This is a genomic window from Streptomyces sp. CNX435 (genome assembly GCF_059570575.1).
The window spans coordinates 519,156-535,857 of record NZ_JCANTA010000001.1 but is presented as its reverse complement, the minus strand read 5'-3'; the positions used below and the strand labels follow the sequence as shown (position 1 = coordinate 535,857).

The window sequence follows — 16,702 nt, the reverse complement described above, 5'->3', positions numbered from 1 at the left end:
GGGCCGGATCGGGCCGGGTCAGGCCGAGTCGGGCGCGCCGGGCAGGCCCGCGGAGCGCAGCGCGTGGGCGAGCCGGCGGTACCGCTGGGCGGGGTGGCGGCGGGCGGCGCGCAGCAGCAGCGGCACCAGGCGGCCAGGGTCGGCCGAGGCCAGCGCGACGGCCTCGTCGGTGCTGCGGGCGCCGGCGAAGGCGTCGAGCAGCTCCTCCGACTCCCGGTCGCGGCCGGCCCGGTCGAGGGCGGCGAGGATCGCGGCCAGCTCGGATACGGGCCGGGCGGCGGCGTGCCGGACGAGCTGCAGCGCCTCGCGCGTCCGGCCGGCGGCGGCGAAGGCGTCGGCGGCTCCGGTCAGCCGCTCGGGGGGCAGCGCGGCGGCCTCCCACAGCAGGGTCGCCACCTCGGCGGTGCCGGCGGTGCGCTCCAGCTCCGCGGCGAGGGCGGGCAGCGCCTCGGGCGGCCCCGCCGCGGCGGCGCTGAGCCGGGCGTATGCCTCGCCGGTACGGCCCTCGTCGCGCAGCGCGGCCACGGTGGCGGCGGTCTCCCCGGCGAGCCGTCGCGCGGCGGCCCGCCGGTCGGCAGCGGCGCGTTCGGCCTCCGCGGCGGCCTTCCGCCGCCCCCGTCCGCCGGCGCCGGTTCCGGCGAACCGGGCGCCGCGCGGCGGCGGCAGGGCAGGCGCGGCGGCGGCCCCCGGTGTCGACCCGCCCGGAGACTCCGGGGCCGTCCCGGCCGCGGGCCGGCCGCCCGCCTCCCCGATGCCGGAGCCCGGGAAGCGGGCGCCCCGGGGCGGCGGCATGGCCGCGTCGTCCGCGGACCCCGGGGCGCCTGCCCCGGGCGGGCCGGGCGCCTGCCCGGTGCCGGAATCCGGGAAGCGCGCGCCCCGGGGTGCGGACGTCGCGGGCGGCAGCGACGTCGCGGTCGGGCCGGGCGGCACGGGCGTGCCGGCGCCGGCGGTGGGCCGGTCGGCGCGGCCGGCAGCGGACGGCGGCCCGGTGCCCCCGTCGCCATGCGCGGCACCGCCCCCGGCGGTGTCCGGCGGCACGTCTCCGTAGCCGCCGCCCTCGTCCACACCTGCCCCGTCCGCACCTGCCTGCTCCACACCGCCCTCGTATGCAGCGCCCACGGCGGGCAGCAGCGGCGGCGGCGCCGGCGCGGCTCCCGCGAACCGGGCGCCCCTCAGGGCCGCCGGGGGCGGCGCGGCGGGCGCCCGGCCCGCCGCCTGCACCGCCTCGATCCGGTCGCGCAGCTCCGCGCAGCGCGCCGCCGCGCGGGCGGCGTCGTCGTACGCCCAGGCCAGCTCGTGCTCCAGCCGCTCCGCCGTCCAGGGGTTCCGCTCCGTCGCCAGCCGGTCCCGCAGCCGCCCGGCCGACTCCTCCGCCTCGCGGTGCTCCGCGACCCGGGCGCGGAGCACCGCGGTCAGGGCGGCCCGGTCGGGGTGGCGGGCGTCGTGGGCGGCGACGGCGGCCCGGTGCAGTTCGCGCGCGCGCGGCAGCGCCGCGTCCGCCGCACGCCGGTCACCGCGCCCGGCCAGGTCCTGTAGCAGCGACTCGACGACGTCCCACGGGGGCAAAGCGGAGCCGTCCAGGCAGGCCCGCAGCCCGTCGGGATCGCCGCGGCGAAAGACTCCGTACCAGCCGGACTCTTCGTCCAGCCATCCCGTGATCTGCCGTATGAATCGCGCGAATTCCGCCATTTCCGGCGGCAGTGCCTGTTCCGCCACGGCGGGCATTCGACACCCGCATTATTTCGTCCGTGCTACAGAGACTTTGCGGTCGCGGTAACCGGAACCCGTGCGGACGGCGGCCTCGAACAACGATGCGGACGACCGCTAGCATGCCCCGTCATGAGCGAACCCATCCTCGTCCTCGTCTCGGCCGCCGCCGGCCTCGTGGTCGGCGCCGCGCTCGGGTGGTATGTGCACGGCTCCCTCGGCGGGCGCCGCCACCGGCGCCGGGAGCGCTTCTTCGGGCTGCCGCGCAACTCGGAGGCCCTCGTGGTGGTGAACCGGGACGCCGGCGGCGGGGACTGGAGCGTGGCCAAGCACGACGCGCTCGCCCTGCTGGAGCTGTCCGCGGTGATCAAGTCCTGCGGGGCGCACGCGCAGGTCGTCGCGCAGGACACGGCGCAGCAGGCGTTCGGCGACCGCACCGAGTTCTGCGTCGGCACCCCGATATCCAACCGCCGCATGGCCGCGCACATGCAGTCGCTGCTGCCGGGCGTACGGATCAACACCGACCCCGAGCCGGGCCCCGACCGCGGTGCGTTCGCCGTCGGCACGGAGCGCTACCGGCTGGACAACGGGGTGAGCGAGCACGTCCTCCTCGCCCGGCTGGCCGCCGGCCAGGAGGCCAGGCCGGTGTTCATCTCCTGCGGCCAGCGCTCCATCACCAACCAGGCGGCGATGCGCTACCTGGTGAAGAACGAGAGTCGGCTGAACCGGAAGTACGGCACCGGCTCCTTCGTGCTGCTGCTGAAGGTCGTCAACTCGCAGTCGTACGGACCCGATGTGGTGGAACTCGTCGGGGACGTGACCAAGCAGGCGCAGACGCCGCTCGCCCAGCCGGCGGGCAAGCACGGCAAGTCGTGACGTTGCCCCACCGCGCCCGAGCGGCCGGAGTACCCGCCCGGCGGGCGCCGCGGAACCCTCCGCGACCTAGGTACGCACTCTCTCCCTGAGTACCTAGCCTGTCGGGCGAGTTGCGGGAGAGGAGCCCCGGTATGGGCGACGCCAGGCCGGTGTACCAGCGCATCGCCGACGATCTGCGGGAGCGGATCGACGGCGGCGAGCTGTCCGTGGGGGCGCAGATCCCGTCGCGCTCCCAGCTCAAGCGCGCGTACGCGGCGAGCGACCAGACCGTGGACCGGGCCGTACGGGTGCTGAAGGCCGCCGGTTACGCCCAGGGGCAGTTCGGCCGCGGCGTGTTCGTCGCCGACCGCACCCCCGTGGGCAGCCTGCTGCGCAGCACGGGCGCGGTCGACTCCCCCTTCGCCGCCCGGCTCCTGCCCGACGGCGTGCCGCTGACCTGGGAGGCGGTCTCCACGCCCGGGTCCGCGCCGCGGGAGCCCGCCCGGCGGCTCGGCATCCCGGCGGGCGACCGGGTGATGTGCACACAGTACGAGTACCTGGCCGACCGCAAGCCGGTGCAGCTGGCCGTCAGCTGGGAGCCGCTGGCGCTCACCGACGGCACCGACGTGGTCTTCCCCGAGCGCGGGCCGTACGCCCGGCGCGGTGTGCGCGGGCGGTTCGCGGCGATCGGGGTCCGGGTGGTGCGGGCCGCGGAGCTGGTCGGCTCGCGGTCGGCGACGACCTCGGAGGCGGAGGCGCTGGGCTGCGCACCGGGGCAGTGCGTGACGACGGTGGAGCGTACGCACTACGACGAGCACGGCCGGGCGGTGGAGACCTCCGAGGCGGTGGTACGGGCCGACCGCTGGCGGCTGGAGTACGACATCGCGTTCACGTAGCCGGCGGTCCGGCGCTGCCGCCCTGCGGTCGCCGGGGGGCAGGTCGCCGGGGAGAAGGACCGTACCCGCGCGCGTCTGCCGCACGCCGTACGAGCCCGCTCGTGCCCGGCCGCCGGGCTCAGCCCGCCGCCACCTCGCCGTACATCTGCGACAGCTCCGGCGAGCCGTTCGCCGCCCACTCGGCGCCGATCTCCAGGACGTCCATCTCCCGCCCCGACGACAGCCGGACCACCGGCGCACCGTCCTCCGGGTCGATCGCCCACTCCGCACCCGCGACCGTCCGCACGATCACCGTGCCCAGATACAGCCCCGCGTCGCTGCCCAGCCAGGGCGTGACCTCCGGGTCGTCCCGCCAGCCGGGCAGCAGTTGGTCCAGCTCCTCCAGCGACCGCGGGGTGTCGTCCAGCTCGACGCCCGCCGACTCCGCCTGGACGCGCAGCAGTTCGCATTCGCTGAGCAGTTCGGTCACGCCTTCCTGGTCGACCGGCGCCGGCACGTCTGACGTCTGCGGCTCGCGTGCGGAGCCGTGCCGTCTGCGCCAGTTGTCGAGGAAGGAGATGTTCATGCTCCCACCCTCGCACCCGGGCGGGCGGCAGCACCACAGGCGCGCGGATCCGATTCGCTCACCAGGAGTTTCCCGGAAGGCCGTCTTGACCGTTCACCCGTGTCTCCTTAGCTTCATTGCGCCCCCCTGAGATAACTGGTCATGTCGAGAAGCCGAACCGGGACCCGGAGGGCCACCTTGCGGATTCGCCTCGTCACCACCGCCACACTGCTCGCACTCACCGCCACCGCCGCGCCGGTGGCCGCCCAGGCCGCGGAACGGCCCGCCGAACCGCTGCCGTTGGACAGGCTCTTCGACAACACCGCCGTCAGCGACGACGCCGACCCCGGCGCGGCGGACTTCGACGGCGCCGGCAGCTCCCTGCCCGCCCGGGACCTGGCCGCCGCCGGCTGGACGCCGGGGCGCACGCTCGACATCGACGCGGCCGGGCTGCGGCTGCCGCGCTACGGCAGCGGCGCACCCGACAACGTCGTCGCCGACGGCCAGTCCGTCGCGCTGCGCGGCTCCGGCAACGCCGTCTCGCTGCTCGTCGCCGGCACCTCGCCCGGCGGCCCGGGCACCGGGGTCTCCGGCACCGGCACCGTGCGGTACGCGGACGGCAGCTCCAGCCCGTACAACCTGACCGCGCCCGACTGGCGCGCCGGGCCGCTCACCACCAAGGCGCTGGCCCTGCCGCGGCTGAACACCCCCGACGGGCCGCGGGCCGAGCCCACCCGGCTGTACGCGGTGACCGTGCCGGTCACCCGCGGCAAGCGGATCGACTCGCTCACCCTGCCCGACGACCCGGGGCCCGACTCCGACCTGCACGTCTTCGCCGCCTCGGTACGGCCGGAGGCCACCGGCTGGACCGGCAGCTGGGCGGCGAGCACCTCCGGCTACACCGCCGTGGGGCCGTGGACCGACCGGACGCTGCGGCTCGTGGTGCACGCCGGTGCGGGCGGCGAGCACACCCGGGTACGCCTCGCCAACACCTTCGCCGCGTCGCCGGTACGGATCGGGCACGCGACCGTCGCCGTGCAGGGCGACGGCGCCGCCGCCGCCGGCCGGCCGGTGCCGCTGACGTTCGGCGGCGGGACCGGCACCACGGTCGCCGCCGGTGCCCAGGCGGTCAGCGACCCGGCCCGCTTCACCGTGCCGCCGGGCTCGAACCTGCTGGTCAGCATCCACCTGCCGGAGACCGTGAGCGCCGCGCCGGTGCACGCGCTGGCCATGCAGACCTCGTACATCAGCGCCGACGGCAGCGGCGACCGCGCCGCCGACACCGGCGCCGACGCCTTCACCGGCACCCTCGGCACCTGGCCGTTCCTCACCGGCGTCGACGTGCGCGGCGGCCCCGGCTCCGTCGTCACGCTCGGCGACTCCATCACCGACGGGGAGGACTCCGGCGTCGACACCAACCAGCGCTGGCCCGACGTGCTCTCCGCCCGGCTGCGCGCCCAGGACGACGTGCCCCGCTACGGCGTGCTCAACCACGGCATCTCCGCGAACCGCATCGTCACCGACCGGTACAAGGGCGACGGCGTGAGCACCGACGTCGGCGGGGTCAGCGCCCAGAACCGGCTGGAGCGCGACGTGCTGGCGCAGACCTCGGCCCGTACCGTCGTGGTCTTCGAGGGCATCAACGACGTCCGCTCGGGCAGCAGCGCGGACCAGGTGATCGCCGGGCTGCGGAGCATCTCCGAACGCGCGCACGCCCGAGGGCTGCGCGTGGTGGCCGCGACCATCGCGCCGTGCGAGGGCTGGAGCGACTGCAGTCCCGAGGTCGACGCCCGGCGCACCGCGGTCAACGACTTCATCCGCGCGGGCGCCGACGGCGCGGACGCGGACTTCGACGCGGTGCTCGACTTCGACGCCGTCCTGCGGGACCCGGAGCGCCCGCAGCGGCTGCTGCCCGCGTACGACAGCGGCGACCACCTGCACCCCGGTCCCACGGGCCTGAAGGCCGCGGCCGACTCGATCGACCTGGGGCTGCTCGTGCCCGGGGCGTAGCGGCTAGAGGTCGAGATCGGCGACGACGGGGGCGTGGTCGGACGGGTTCTTGTCCTTGCCCGGCCGCCGCGCCTCCCGGTCGACGTAGGAGTCGGTCACGGCGGCGGTGAACGACCCGTTGCCATAGATGTGGTCGATGCGCATGCCCTTGTTCTTCTGGAAGCCGAGCTGGCGGTAGTCCCAGAAGGTGAAGGGGATGTCGTACTTCAGCGCGCGCGGGTAGACCTCGGCGAGGCCGGCGGACTTCTGCAGCTCGACGAGCGCCACTCGCTCGGCCTCGCTGACGTGCGTGTGCCCGTCGAAGAGGGAGATGTCCCAGACGTCCTCGTCCTTGGGCGCGACGTTGTAGTCCCCGAGGAGGGCGAACGGGCGCTCACCCTGGGCCTCTTCGGCGGCCATCGCGCGCAGTGCCTCCAGCCAGCTCAGCTTGTACGCATAGTGGGCGTGCCCGACGTCGCGGCCGTTCGGCACGTACAGCGACCAGACGCGCACGGGGCCGCAGGTCGCGCCCAGCGCGCGGGGCTCGGTCACGCCCTCGTACGGCGGCTGGTCCGGCAGGTCCTCGGTGACGTCCGCCAGGCCGGCCTTGGAGATCACCGCGACCCCGTTCCACCGGCCGTCGGCGCGGATCGCCGCCTCGTACCCGAGGCCGGCCAGGGCGGCGCCGGGGAACGCCTCCGCCGTGCACTTCAGCTCCTGGAAACACACCACGTCGGGCGCGGTCTCCTCAAGCCACTGCAGGATGCGGGGCAGCCGGGGATTGATCCCGTTGACGTTCCACGTAGCGATGCGCACAGCCATGCCGACAAGGTACCTCCCGGCTCTGACAGCGGGCCCCGGGGATCCCGTCGTTCGCCGCCCGGAAGGGCGTGCGGCTGGAACACTTGAGCTGCGCTCCCGCGGGCGCCGGTCACGACATTCGCGCAAGGAGAGAGATGCCGAGCACGAACACAAAACTGAAGAGGGCGACCCGGACCACCGGGCTGATGGGCGGCATCACCGCCCTGGTGACGGGGGTCATCGGTGGGGCGACGGCCCTGCCGGCGGCGGGCGCCGGCGAGTCCCGGGAAGCCGAGGTCCGGGAGGCCGAGGTCCGGGAGGCCGAGGTCCGGGAGGCCGAGGTCCGGGAGGCCGAGGTCCAGTTCAGGACGATAGCCGCGGGGCTGAAGAACCCGCGCGGCGTGGCCGTCGACCGGGACGGCACGGTGCTGGTCGCCGAGTCCGGCGAGGGCCGGCCCGGCTGCGACGCCGGCGACGGCACGTCGTGCGTCGGCCGGACGGGAGCGGTCTACCAGGTCAAGGGCGAGCAGCAGGGCCGGGTCGTCACCGGCCTGCCGTCCGCCGCGGTGATCATGGACGACACCCGGCAGACCGTCGTCACCGGCCCGGTGGACGTGGCCACCGGGCCGTTCGGCTACGTCGTCCTCAACGGCGGCGGCACCGACGTGGAGTTCCGCGCGGGGCTCGGCGCGGACGCCGCCCGGCTCGGCACCCTGCACCGGGCCCCCACCGGCCGCACGTACGCCGACCTGGTCGCGTACGAGACGCGGATGGACCCCGACTGGGTGCTCGGCCACGAGCCCACCGAGGCCGAGCCGACCTCCGTGCAGAGCAACGCCTCCCGCCTGGCCGAGACCGACAGCGGCTACCTGGTGACCGACTCCGCGGGCAACGACCTGCTCGGCATATCCCGCTCGGGCGAGATCACCACCGAGGCGGTCTTCCCCCACAGCACGGCCGGCGGCGAGGGCACCGAGGCGGTGCCCGGCGGCGTGGTCCGCGCGCCCGACGGCACCGTCTACGTCTCCGACATGGGCGGCCTGCAGCCGGGCGCCGCGCGGATCTGGAAGATCGAGCCGGGCCACCGCCCGCACGTGCTCGCCGAGGACCTGACCGCGGTGAGCGACCTGGGGCTGGACTCCTCCGGCGACCTGGTCGCGCTGTCGCTGACGACCGGGTTCGGCGCGGACGGCGCACCGCAGCCGGGCGCGCTGCACGAGGTGGACACCGACACCGGCGAGGTGGGTGAGATCGCCACCGGCGACCGGCTGATGATGTCGAACGGCCTGGCCGTCGGCCCGGACGACGAGCTGTACGTCACCAACAACACCGTCGGCACCGACGGCGAGCTGCTGGAGATCACCCGCTGACGGCGGCGACCGGGGGGGGCGGGGCACGTGCGGCGGTACGCCTACAGCGTGAGGCTCGCCCCCCGGTCGAGCCGGATGTGCTCGGCGCCGCCGACGCCCGGCCCGTCCGGGCCCAGCAGGCGGTCGTAGACCAGCGGCGCGAGGTCGGAGAGCAGTCCGTTGTGGACGTCGACCGCGCGCCGCGGGGCGACCTCGCGGACGTAGTCGATGACCTCGGAGAGCTTGTTCCACGGCGCCATGACCGGCAGCAGCAGCGTCTCGACGGCCCGGCCCGGGACGGTCAGCGCGTCGCCCGGGTGGAAGACGGCGCCGTCCACGACGTAGCCGACGTTGGTGATCCGCGGGATGTCCGGGTGGATCACGGCGTGCAGTTGGCCGTGCACCTCCACCTCGAAGCCGGCCGCGGTGATCACGTCGCCCTCGCCGACGGTGTGCACCCGCCCGGGGAACGCCGCGGAGACCCGCTCCGCGACGCTGCGCAGCGTCCAGAGCCGGGCCGCGGGGTTGGCGTCGAGCGCGGCGCGCAGCCGGCCCTCGTCGAAGTGGTCGGGGTGCTCGTGGGTGACGAGCAGGACGTCCGCGCCGACCGCGGCGTCCTCCTCGCTGAACCCGCCGGGGTCGACGACCAGCACCGCCCCGTCCTTGGCGAGCCGGACACAGGAGTGGCCCTTCTTCGTCAACTCCATGATGCCGGTGACAACTCCTCGTCAGTACTCCGTCGTGGACACCGTACGCACCACGAGCTTCTCGGGGTTCGCCGTGTTGACGGCGACGAGCAGGTCCGGCCGCGCGCCCGACTGCTTGAGCTTCAGTCCCGACCAGTCCCCCTCGGTGAAGGTCCAGCCGGCGGTCTCCGCCTGCGCGGGGGTGATGGGGTTGAAGCCGTCCCGCAGCCGGGGCAGGGGCCTGACGTCCGAGCGCGCGAGCATCGTCTCCAGGTACTCGTCCAGCGCCTCCTGCGGGCCGGTGAAGTCGACGTACAGGGAGCTGTCGTGCAGCGCGTTCTCCTCGTAGTAACTGATGTACGTGGCGCCGCCGGGGACGGGCACCTGGTAGATGCGCCGCAGCAGCCGCGGCGGCCAGCCGGGCTGCATGTCGGTGTAGGCGGCGCGCTCGGCCTTGTCGCGGCCGCTCTCGCGGCTCTGCTGGGTGGAGATCAAGCCGTAGACCAGCGGGATGCCGACGAGCAGGGCGATGGCGAGGTACGCCTTCCAGGAACGGGTCACACGACGCGGGGGGCGGTGGTGCATGTGCCCATTGTGTGCGGGATCGGGCCCGGGCCCGGGCCGCTCCCCGGAGTCTTGAAGGGTCACTTGCCGACCACCTGCGCGAATCGCTCGTAGCGCTCGACGCGCCGCCGGTTGGTCCGGCGGAACCTGCGGGCCACCAGCCGGGCCAGGTCCGCGGCGCCGACCAGCCCGGCGTCGTTGCCGAGGCGGGCCCGTACGATGCGGGCCTCCGGCCGGTAGCCGCGGCCGGTGAGGCTGCGGCCGAAGGCGTCCCGGGCGGGCTTGATGAGCAGGTCGTCGGCGGCGCTGACGCCGCCGCCGATGACGAAGCAGGAGGGGTCGAGGGCGGCGGCGAGGTTGGCGATGCCGACGCCGAGCCACTGGCCGATGTCCTGCAGGAGCTCTATGCACATCGCGTCGCCCTCGCGGGCCAGCTCGGTGATGAGCGGGCCCGTGATGTCGCCGACGTTGCCCTTGACGCGGTCGATGATCCCGTACGCCACCGGGGACTCCGCCGCGGCCAGCTCGCGGGCCTCGCGGACCAGCGCGTTGCCGGAGCTGTACTGCTCCCAGCAGCCGCGATTGCCGCACGGGCAGCGGTGCCCGCCGGGCACGACCTGCATATGGCCGAACTCCCCGGCCACCCCGTACTTGCCGCGCTTGACCTGGCCGTCCTCCAGGATGGCGCCGCCGATGCCGGTGCCGAGAGTGATCATGACGAGGTAGTCCTCGCCGCGGCCGGCGCCGAAGCGCCACTCCGCCCAGGCGGCGGCGTTGGCGTCGTTGTCGACCATCACCGGGACCCGGAGCCGCTCGGAGAGCGCGTCGCGCAGCGGCTCGTTCCGCCAGGACAGGTGCGGGGCGAAGAGCACCCGGCTGCGGTCGGCGTCGATCCAGCCGGCGGCGCCGATGCCGACGGCGTGCACGTCGTGGCGCTCGGAGAGGTCGAGGACCAGCTCGACGATCACGTCCTCGACGACCTTCGGGCTCTTGGACTTGTCGGGCGTCTCGGTGGTCGCACGCTCCATGACGTGCCCGTCGGCGTCGACGACGCCGGCGGCGACCTTGGTGCCGCCGATGTCGATGCCGACGGTGGGCACCCGGGGCGCGGTCAGGTGCGAGCGCCGCTCGCGGTGGCTCACGCTGCGCAGCACCGTGGCGCGGGCGGCGCCGCGGGGCGCTCGCTGCGGCGCGGCGGGGTTCACCGGCTCCCCCCGTCCGCGGCGGCGTCCCGGCGAGAGTCGCCGCCGGCGAGCCCTCGCGGGACGTGGCGGTGCGTCCGGCCACACCACTGCGGGGCACGGAGGTGCTCACTGCGTGCACGTTCGCGCAAGGGGGCGTCCTCTCCCCTGTCGGTATCGCTGACGTGGACGATTCTGCCCTACGAGAGCCGGGTGCCGCATGGCGGTCGCGTGCGGACCGCGACGGAGCGCCGGCGCCCGTACGGCCCGCCGCACGACGGCAGGGTAGCCGGGTGGCCGCACGGCGTGAACGTCGCCCCCGGTGTCACTATGCCTTGTCGACCCTGCCGGCCTTGTTGACCTTGTCGACCCTGCCGGTCTTGCCGACCGGGTCGCCGCCCCCCGGGCCCCGCAGTAGCTCGTGGCTGAGCTGCTCCAGCTCGCTGCCGCCGGCCATCTGCCGGGTCAGCTCGTCCAGGGTGATGTCGGCGCGGGCGTGGCTGCCGGCCATGACCCCGCGCTTGAGCAGGATGAACCGGTCGCCGACGAGGTGGGCGTGGTGCGGGTTGTGGGTGATCAGCACGACGCCGAGGCCGTGGTCGCGGGCGGCGGCGACGTACTTCAGCACCACGCCGGACTGCTTGACGCCCAGCGCCGCCGTGGGCTCGTCCAGGACCAGCACCTTGGCGCCGAAGTAGATCGCCCGCGCGATCGCCACCGACTGCCGCTCGCCGCCGGACAGGGTGCCGATGGGCTGGTCCACGTCCCGCAGGTCGATGCCCATGCGCAGCAGCTCGGCGTGGGTGGTGGCGCGCATCTTCGGCACGTCCAGGCGGCGCAGCGGGCCGCGGCCCAGGGTCGGCTCGGAGCCGAGGAAGAAGTTGCGCCACACGGGCATCAGCGGCACCACGGCGAGGTCCTGGTAGACGGTGGCGATGCCCTGGTCCAGCGCCTCACGCGGGTTCGACAGCCGCGAGTCCCGGCCCTCGACGCGGAAGCTGCCGGCGTCGTGCTGGTGCAGGCCCGAGATGATCTTGATCAGGGTGGACTTGCCCGCACCGTTGTCGCCGAGCACGCAGGTGATCTCGCCGGCGTGCACCTCAAGGGAGACGCCTTCGAGCGCGCGGATGTTGCCGTAGTACTTGCTGACGTCCGCCAGCTCCACCAGGGGCCCGCCGTAGGCGGCCGGGTGGTCCGTGGCCTGCGTCTTCATCTGGCCGCCTCCGCGCGCTTGCGTACCCAGGAGTTGAGGATCGTCGCCAGCAGCAGCATCGCGCCGAGGAAGAACCAGAACCAGTCCGAGTCCCACTGCGCGTAGACGATGCCCTGCTTGGCCATGCCGAAGATCAGTGCGCCGATAGCGGCGCCGATCGCCGAGCCGTAGCCGCCGGTCAGCAGGCAGCCGCCGATCACGGCCGCGGCGATGTAGTGCAGCTCCAGGCCGCGGCCCTCCGCGGACTGAACGACGCCGGAGAACGAGAACAGCAGGTGCTGCCCGGAGATCCAGGCCGCCAGCGCGACGCCGAGGTAGAGCCCGATCTTGGTGCGGTGCACCGGGACGCCGACCGCGCGGGCCGCGTCCCTGCCGCCGCCGACCGCGAAGATCCAGTTGCCCCAGCGGGTGCGCAGCAGGAGCCAGGTGGCCAGCGCGACCAGCGCGAGCCACCACAGGATCGTCACCCGCAGCTTGAAGGAGCCGATGTCGAGGGACGAGGCGAAGAGCACCCGCGCCGACTCGAAGCCCTGCATGTCGTCGATGGAGTTCGTGGAGACCGTGCCCTGGATCCTCTTGGTGAGGCCGATGTTGGCGCCCCACAGCATCAGGTACGTGCCCAGCGTGATGATGAAGCTGGGCAGCCCGGTGCGTATCAGCATGAAGCCGTTGAAGAAGCCGATGGCGAGGGTGACCAGCAGGGAGACGAAGACGCCCACCCAGACGTTGGCGGTCATCTCGTACGCGAACATCGTCGACGTCAGCGCGGCGGAGGTGACCAGCACGCCAGCCGACAGGTCGAACTCGCCGCCGATCATCAGCAGCGCCACCGGCACCGCCATGATGCCGATGGTGGAGGCGGCGTACAGCACGGTGTCGAGGCTGGACAGGAAGCTGTCCGCGATGACGGCGAAGAAGAGGAAGACGGCGACGGCGCCGATCACCGAGCCCAGCTCGGGACGGCCGAGGAGGCGGTGCAGCGGGGAGGCGTGCAGCAGGCGTTCGTCCGGCGCCTTGGCGTCCGCCGGAAGGGTGGTGGTCATCGGGGTCCCCGATTCGTCCTGGTCGTTGACTGTGTGCGACGGGCGCCCCGGCCGGCGTCGTGCCGCCGGGCCGGGGCGTACCGCGGGCTCACCGGGTGCCGCGCTCCGTGAACTTCTTCAGCTCGGGGGCGTCCTCCTCGGTGACGATGGCCGGGCCCGTCAGCACGGTCTGGCCGCCGCCGAGGACGTTGCCGTTCGTCTCGTACAGCCACAGCTCGTCGACCGCCAGGTAGCCCTGCAGATAGGGCTGCTGGTCCACGGCGAAGGTGAGCTGCTTGCTCTCCAGCGACTCCGCCACGGCCGCGTTCAGGTCGAAGGTCGCGACCTCGGCCTCGCTGCCGGCGGCGTCCTTGGCCTCCACGGCCGCGGCGGCGACGTCCGCGTTGAGCGTGACGACCGAGTCGACGCCGCCGTCCGCCTCCAGCTCCGCCTGGATCCCGGAGAGCACATTGGGCTTGCTCGCGCCGTCGACGGTCACGTTCTCCACCGAGCCGGAGAAGGTCTTCTTCACGCCCTCGCAGCGCTGCTCCAGGCCGACGTTGCCCTGCTCGTGGATGACGCAGACGGCCTTCTTGCGGCCACGCTCGTTCAGCTCCTCGCCGACCGCCTCACCGGCGACCGACTCCTCCTGGCCGATGTGGCTCAGCGCCCCGTACTCCTTGGAGAACTCCGCGCCGGAGTTGATCGTCACCACCGGGATGCCGGCGTCCACGGCGGCCTGCACCGCGCTCTTCATCGCCTCCGGTTTGGCGAGCGTGACGATGATCCCGTCGACCTTCTTGTCGACGAACGTCTGGACCAGCCGGGCCTGCTCGTCGTCCTTCTCGCTGTTGGCGTAGAGGAACTCGACGTTGTCCTTGGCGGCGGCCTGCTTGGAGCCGCTCTGGACGATGTCCCAGAAGGTGTCGCCGGGCGCGGAGTGGGTCACCATCGCTATCTCCATGCGCGGCGTGTTCACGCCCCCACCGCCGCCACCGCCGCCGTCGTTCTCCTCGGCGTCCTTGCCACCGGAGTCGCTGCAGCCCGCGGCGGCGACCGCCAGCAGGGCGGTCATCGCCGCCGCCGCGAACACGCGCGTGCTACGGGCCATACGGCTGCGCGCCATCTGGATACCCGCCTTTCTTCCCAGGTCGTCCCCGGCCGCCCGCATGGCGGCTGGAGGTGTTCTAGCCGGGGGCGGGGACCGAGTCAATGCCTTGTCCGATCATTCTGACCCGTGGCTACCCGCCAGTCACCCCGTGGGGTCCCCGCGGGGTGCTCACGGGGTCCTCGCGGGGTCCCCGGGCGGTCAGCCGCGGTCGAGCAGCTGGAACTCGAAGCTGTAGCGCGAGGCCCGGTACAGGTGCGCACCGAACTCCACCCCGCGCCCCGTGTCGTCGTACGTGAACCGTTCCATCGTCAGCACCGCCGCGCCCTCCTCCTCACCCAGCCGCTCCGCCTCCGCCGCCGTGGCCGGCCGGGCGCCGACCCGCTGCCGGGCGCTGTGCAGCGCGATGCCGGCGCGGCGCAGCAGCCGGTACAGGCCGGTCGTCTCCAGCTCGTCGGCGCGCAGCCCGACCAGCGCGGCGGGCAGGTGGTTGCAGAGCACGGCCACCGGCTCCCCGTGGGTGAACCGCAGCCGGTCCAGCCGGACGACCTCCGTGCCCTCGGCGACGCCGAGGGCCGCGGCGACGTCCGCGGTGGCCGGCACCTCCGCCACCTTGAGCACCCGGGTCGCGGGCCGCTGGCCGGCCGCCTCCAGGTCGTCGTACAGGCTGGTCAGGCCGAGCGGGCGGCGGACCTGGCTGTGGACGACCTGGGTGCCGATGCCCCGGCGCCGTACGAGCAGCCCCTTGTCGACCAGCGACTGGATGGCCTGCCGCACGGTGGGCCGGGACAGGCCGAGCCGGGCGGCCAGCTCGATCTCGTTGCCGAGCAGGCTGCCGGGGGTCAGCGCCCCCTGCTCGATCGCCGCCTCCAGCTGCTGCGACAGCTGGAAGTACAGCGGGACCGGGCTGCTGCGGTCCACACCGAGCCGGAGTGCAGGGACGGGGGCTGTACCGCGCTTTGTCACGCTCGGGAGCGTAACCGCCGGGCCGGGACACCGGAAGCCTTCACGTCCGGTTGTCCTGACAATTGACAATGCCGCTGGCCGCGGGAGATTTTGAGGCCATGCGCATCGGACTCCTCGGCACCGGCAGGATCGGCGCCTTCCACGCGGCCGCGCTGCGGCGGCACCCGGACGTCACCTCGCTCGTCGTGACCGACGCGGACCCGCGGCGCGCCGCCGAGGTGGCGGCGGACACGGGTGCGGAGGCGGTCGCCACGCCCGACGACGCGCTGGCGGCGGGAGTGGACGCCGTGGTGATCGCCGCGGCCACCGCCGCGCACGCGGAGCTGCTGGGCGCGGCGGCACGGGCCGGACTGCCGGTGTTCTGCGAGAAGCCGATCGCCGTCGACCTGGCGGGCACCAGGGCCGCGCTGGCGGAGGTGGCGGCGGCCGGGATCGTGCTGCAGATGGGCTTCATGCGGCGCTTCGACGCGGGGTACGCGGCGGCGCGGGAGGCGGTGCGCGCGGGGCGCCTCGGGCGGCTGCACACCGTACGGACCGTCACCTCCGACCCGGCGCCGCCGCCCGCGGCGTACCTGCCGCTGTCCGGCGGGCTGTACCGGGACTGCGTCATCCACGACGTCGACGCGCTGCGGTGGGTGACGGGCCGGGAGGTGACCGAGGTGTACGCGGCGGGCTCGGACGCGGGCCCGGCGATGTTCCGCGAGGCGGACGACGTCGACACCGCGACGGCGCTGCTCACCCTCGACGACGGCACGCTGGCCACGGCGACGGCGACCCGTGTGAACGGTGCGGGGTACGACGTACGGATGGAGCTGGCCGGGGAGCGCGACCAGATCGCGGTGGGCCTGACCGAGCGGACCCCGATCACCTCCGTCGAGCCGGGCGGGCCGCCGCCGGGCGGCACGCCGTGGCCTGGCTTCCTGGAGCGCTTCGCGCCGGCGTACGAGGCGGAGCTGGCGGCGTTCCTCCGGGTGGCCCGCGGCGAGCTGGCCAACCCGTGCGACGGGGCGGCGGCGCTGGCGGCGCTGTATGTGGTCGAGGCGTGCGAGCTGTCCCGCCGGGAGCGCCGCCCGGTACGGGTGGCGGAGATCGCGGAGGCGCCGTAGGGGTCGTACGGCGGGCGGCGGCGGTGGTGTCAGGCCGCCGCCAGCCGGGCCAGCAGGTCGGCCGCGCGCTTGGCGACCTCCTCGCGGTCGCCGCCGGACAGCGCCGAGCCCATCCCGACGCCCACCGCGCCGGCGGCGATCCAGGCCGGGGCGTCGGCGATCGAGATCCCGCCGGTGGGCAGCATCGCCGCCTGCGGGAGCGCGGCCCGTACGTCCTTGACCCAGCCCGGCTCGTGCGCGGCGGCGGGGAAGAGCTTCATGACGTCCACGCCCAGCTCCAGCGCGCGCACCAGCTCGGTGGGCGTGGCGACGCCGGCGAAGACCGGGATGCCGTACCGGTGGGCGGTGGCGACGACGTCGGCGTCGAGGTCGGGCGCGACGAGGTAGCGGGCGCCGGCGTCGACGGCCAGCCGCGCGGAGGCGGCGTCCAGCACCGTACCGGCGCCGATGACCGCCTCCTCGCCGACCTCCCGGCGCAGCGAGCTGACCAGCTCCAGCGCGTAGGGCGTGGTGAGCGAGACCTCCAGGCTGGTGAGGCCGGCCGACAGCAGCGAGTCGGCGGTGGCGGCGGCACCGTCGTAGGTGTCGCTGCGGACGATGGCGACGACCCGCTGCTCCAGCGCGGCCCGGGTGATCTCCCAGCGGTACACGGTGCTTCCTCCGGTGGTTCTCTCTGGGCGGTGCGGCGGTGGTGGTACGGCAGTGGTGGTGCGGC

At 74.4% G+C, this 16,702-nt stretch carries 16 protein-coding genes; 5 read left to right on the top strand and 11 right to left on the bottom strand.

The window, feature by feature from the left end; all coding sequences use genetic code 11:
• Positions 1-18 precede the first annotated feature (18 nt).
• Positions 19-1,716 (bottom strand): hypothetical protein, encoded by a 1,698-nt coding sequence (locus T328_RS02265; RefSeq protein WP_496494081.1) that lies wholly within the window; start codon positions 1,714-1,716, stop codon positions 19-21.
• Positions 1,717-1,839: 123 nt separating this feature from the next.
• Between T328_RS02265 and T328_RS02260 the strand changes: the two genes are divergently transcribed.
• Both T328_RS02260 and T328_RS02255 read left to right on the top strand, forming a co-directional pair.
• Positions 1,840-2,583: a hypothetical protein gene (locus T328_RS02260; protein ID WP_496494080.1), complete on the top strand. Its 744-nt coding sequence runs from the start codon at positions 1,840-1,842 to the stop codon at positions 2,581-2,583.
• A 131-nt stretch (positions 2,584-2,714) separates the two neighbouring features.
• Positions 2,715-3,458: a GntR family transcriptional regulator gene (locus tag T328_RS02255; protein WP_496494079.1), complete on the top strand. Its 744-nt coding sequence runs from the start codon at positions 2,715-2,717 to the stop codon at positions 3,456-3,458.
• A 118-nt stretch (positions 3,459-3,576) separates the two neighbouring features.
• Here the strand turns inward: T328_RS02255 and T328_RS02250 are convergent, their stop codons facing one another.
• A complete protein-coding gene (locus T328_RS02250) occupies positions 3,577-4,023 on the bottom strand; it encodes a DUF6278 family protein (RefSeq protein WP_496494078.1) in 447 nt (148 codons plus the stop codon).
• Between the two features lie 177 nt (positions 4,024-4,200).
• Here T328_RS02250 and T328_RS02245 point away from each other — a divergent pair, with 177 nt between their 5' ends.
• A complete protein-coding gene (locus T328_RS02245; protein WP_496494077.1) occupies positions 4,201-6,012 on the top strand; it encodes an SGNH/GDSL hydrolase family protein in 1,812 nt (603 codons plus the stop codon).
• 3 nt (positions 6,013-6,015) lie between these two features.
• Here the strand turns inward: T328_RS02245 and T328_RS02240 are convergent, their stop codons facing one another.
• A complete protein-coding gene (locus T328_RS02240; protein WP_496494307.1) occupies positions 6,016-6,807 on the bottom strand; it encodes an exodeoxyribonuclease III in 792 nt (263 codons plus the stop codon).
• 140 nt (positions 6,808-6,947) lie between these two features.
• On the opposite strand from T328_RS02240, the gene T328_RS02235 reads away from it, so the two are divergent.
• Complete coding sequence (locus T328_RS02235) at positions 6,948-8,162, top strand: ScyD/ScyE family protein (protein WP_496494076.1); 1,215 nt, start codon at positions 6,948-6,950, stop codon at positions 8,160-8,162.
• Positions 8,163-8,203: 41 nt separating this feature from the next.
• On the opposite strand, the gene T328_RS02230 is transcribed toward T328_RS02235, so the two are convergent.
• The 7 genes from T328_RS02230 to T328_RS02200 all read right to left on the bottom strand — a co-directional run bounded on the left by T328_RS02230 (position 8,204) and on the right by T328_RS02200 (position 14,881).
• Complete coding sequence (locus T328_RS02230) at positions 8,204-8,848, bottom strand: MBL fold metallo-hydrolase (protein ID WP_496494075.1); 645 nt, start codon at positions 8,846-8,848, stop codon at positions 8,204-8,206.
• A 21-nt stretch (positions 8,849-8,869) separates the two neighbouring features.
• Positions 8,870-9,412 carry a hypothetical protein gene (locus T328_RS02225; protein ID WP_496494074.1) on the bottom strand — a complete coding sequence of 181 codons (543 nt, stop codon included), beginning with the start codon at positions 9,410-9,412 and terminating at the stop codon, positions 8,870-8,872.
• 59 nt (positions 9,413-9,471) lie between these two features.
• Positions 9,472-10,596 carry an ROK family glucokinase gene (locus T328_RS02220; RefSeq protein ID WP_496494073.1) on the bottom strand — a complete coding sequence of 375 codons (1,125 nt, stop codon included), beginning with the start codon at positions 10,594-10,596 and terminating at the stop codon, positions 9,472-9,474.
• A gap of 304 nt (positions 10,597-10,900) precedes the next feature.
• A complete protein-coding gene (locus T328_RS02215) occupies positions 10,901-11,785 on the bottom strand; it encodes an ATP-binding cassette domain-containing protein (protein WP_496494072.1) in 885 nt (294 codons plus the stop codon).
• Positions 11,782-12,828, bottom strand: a complete 1,047-nt coding sequence (locus T328_RS02210; RefSeq protein WP_496494071.1) for an ABC transporter permease — start codon at positions 12,826-12,828, stop codon at positions 11,782-11,784. Before T328_RS02210 ends, T328_RS02215 begins: the two co-directional genes overlap by 4 nt.
• An 88-nt stretch (positions 12,829-12,916) precedes the next feature.
• A complete protein-coding gene (locus tag T328_RS02205; RefSeq protein WP_496494070.1) occupies positions 12,917-13,918 on the bottom strand; it encodes a sugar ABC transporter substrate-binding protein in 1,002 nt (333 codons plus the stop codon).
• A gap of 198 nt (positions 13,919-14,116) precedes the next feature.
• Positions 14,117-14,881: a GntR family transcriptional regulator gene (locus tag T328_RS02200; RefSeq protein WP_496494069.1), complete on the bottom strand. Its 765-nt coding sequence runs from the start codon at positions 14,879-14,881 to the stop codon at positions 14,117-14,119.
• Positions 14,882-14,979: 98 nt separating this feature from the next.
• On the opposite strand from T328_RS02200, the gene T328_RS02195 reads away from it, so the two are divergent.
• Positions 14,980-15,987: a Gfo/Idh/MocA family protein gene (locus T328_RS02195; protein ID WP_496494068.1), complete on the top strand. Its 1,008-nt coding sequence runs from the start codon at positions 14,980-14,982 to the stop codon at positions 15,985-15,987.
• A gap of 29 nt (positions 15,988-16,016) precedes the next feature.
• Here T328_RS02195 and T328_RS02190 read toward each other — a convergent pair whose 3' ends face one another.
• A complete protein-coding gene (locus T328_RS02190; RefSeq protein ID WP_496494067.1) occupies positions 16,017-16,637 on the bottom strand; it encodes a bifunctional 4-hydroxy-2-oxoglutarate aldolase/2-dehydro-3-deoxy-phosphogluconate aldolase in 621 nt (206 codons plus the stop codon).
• Between the last annotated feature and the right edge of the window lie 65 nt (positions 16,638-16,702).

What these genes read in the sequence shown, in the direction of transcription:
- T328_RS02260 (WP_496494080.1), top strand. Translation starts at nt 1,840, where the DNA reads ATGAGCGAACCCATCCTCGTCCTCGTCTCGGCCGCCGCCGGCCTCGTG.
- T328_RS02255 (WP_496494079.1), top strand. Translation starts at nt 2,715, where the DNA reads ATGGGCGACGCCAGGCCGGTGTACCAGCGCATCGCCGACGATCTGCGG.
- T328_RS02250 (WP_496494078.1), bottom strand. Translation starts at nt 4,023, where the DNA reads ATGAACATCTCCTTCCTCGACAACTGGCGCAGACGGCACGGCTCCGCA.
- T328_RS02235 (WP_496494076.1), top strand. Translation starts at nt 6,948, where the DNA reads ATGCCGAGCACGAACACAAAACTGAAGAGGGCGACCCGGACCACCGGG.
- T328_RS02230 (WP_496494075.1), bottom strand. Translation starts at nt 8,848, where the DNA reads ATGGAGTTGACGAAGAAGGGCCACTCCTGTGTCCGGCTCGCCAAGGAC.
- T328_RS02225 (WP_496494074.1), bottom strand. Translation starts at nt 9,412, where the DNA reads ATGCACCACCGCCCCCCGCGTCGTGTGACCCGTTCCTGGAAGGCGTAC.
- T328_RS02215 (WP_496494072.1), bottom strand. Translation starts at nt 11,785, where the DNA reads ATGAAGACGCAGGCCACGGACCACCCGGCCGCCTACGGCGGGCCCCTG.
- T328_RS02210 (WP_496494071.1), bottom strand. Translation starts at nt 12,828, where the DNA reads ATGACCACCACCCTTCCGGCGGACGCCAAGGCGCCGGACGAACGCCTG.
- T328_RS02205 (WP_496494070.1), bottom strand. Translation starts at nt 13,918, where the DNA reads ATGGCCCGTAGCACGCGCGTGTTCGCGGCGGCGGCGATGACCGCCCTG.
- T328_RS02195 (WP_496494068.1), top strand. Translation starts at nt 14,980, where the DNA reads ATGCGCATCGGACTCCTCGGCACCGGCAGGATCGGCGCCTTCCACGCG.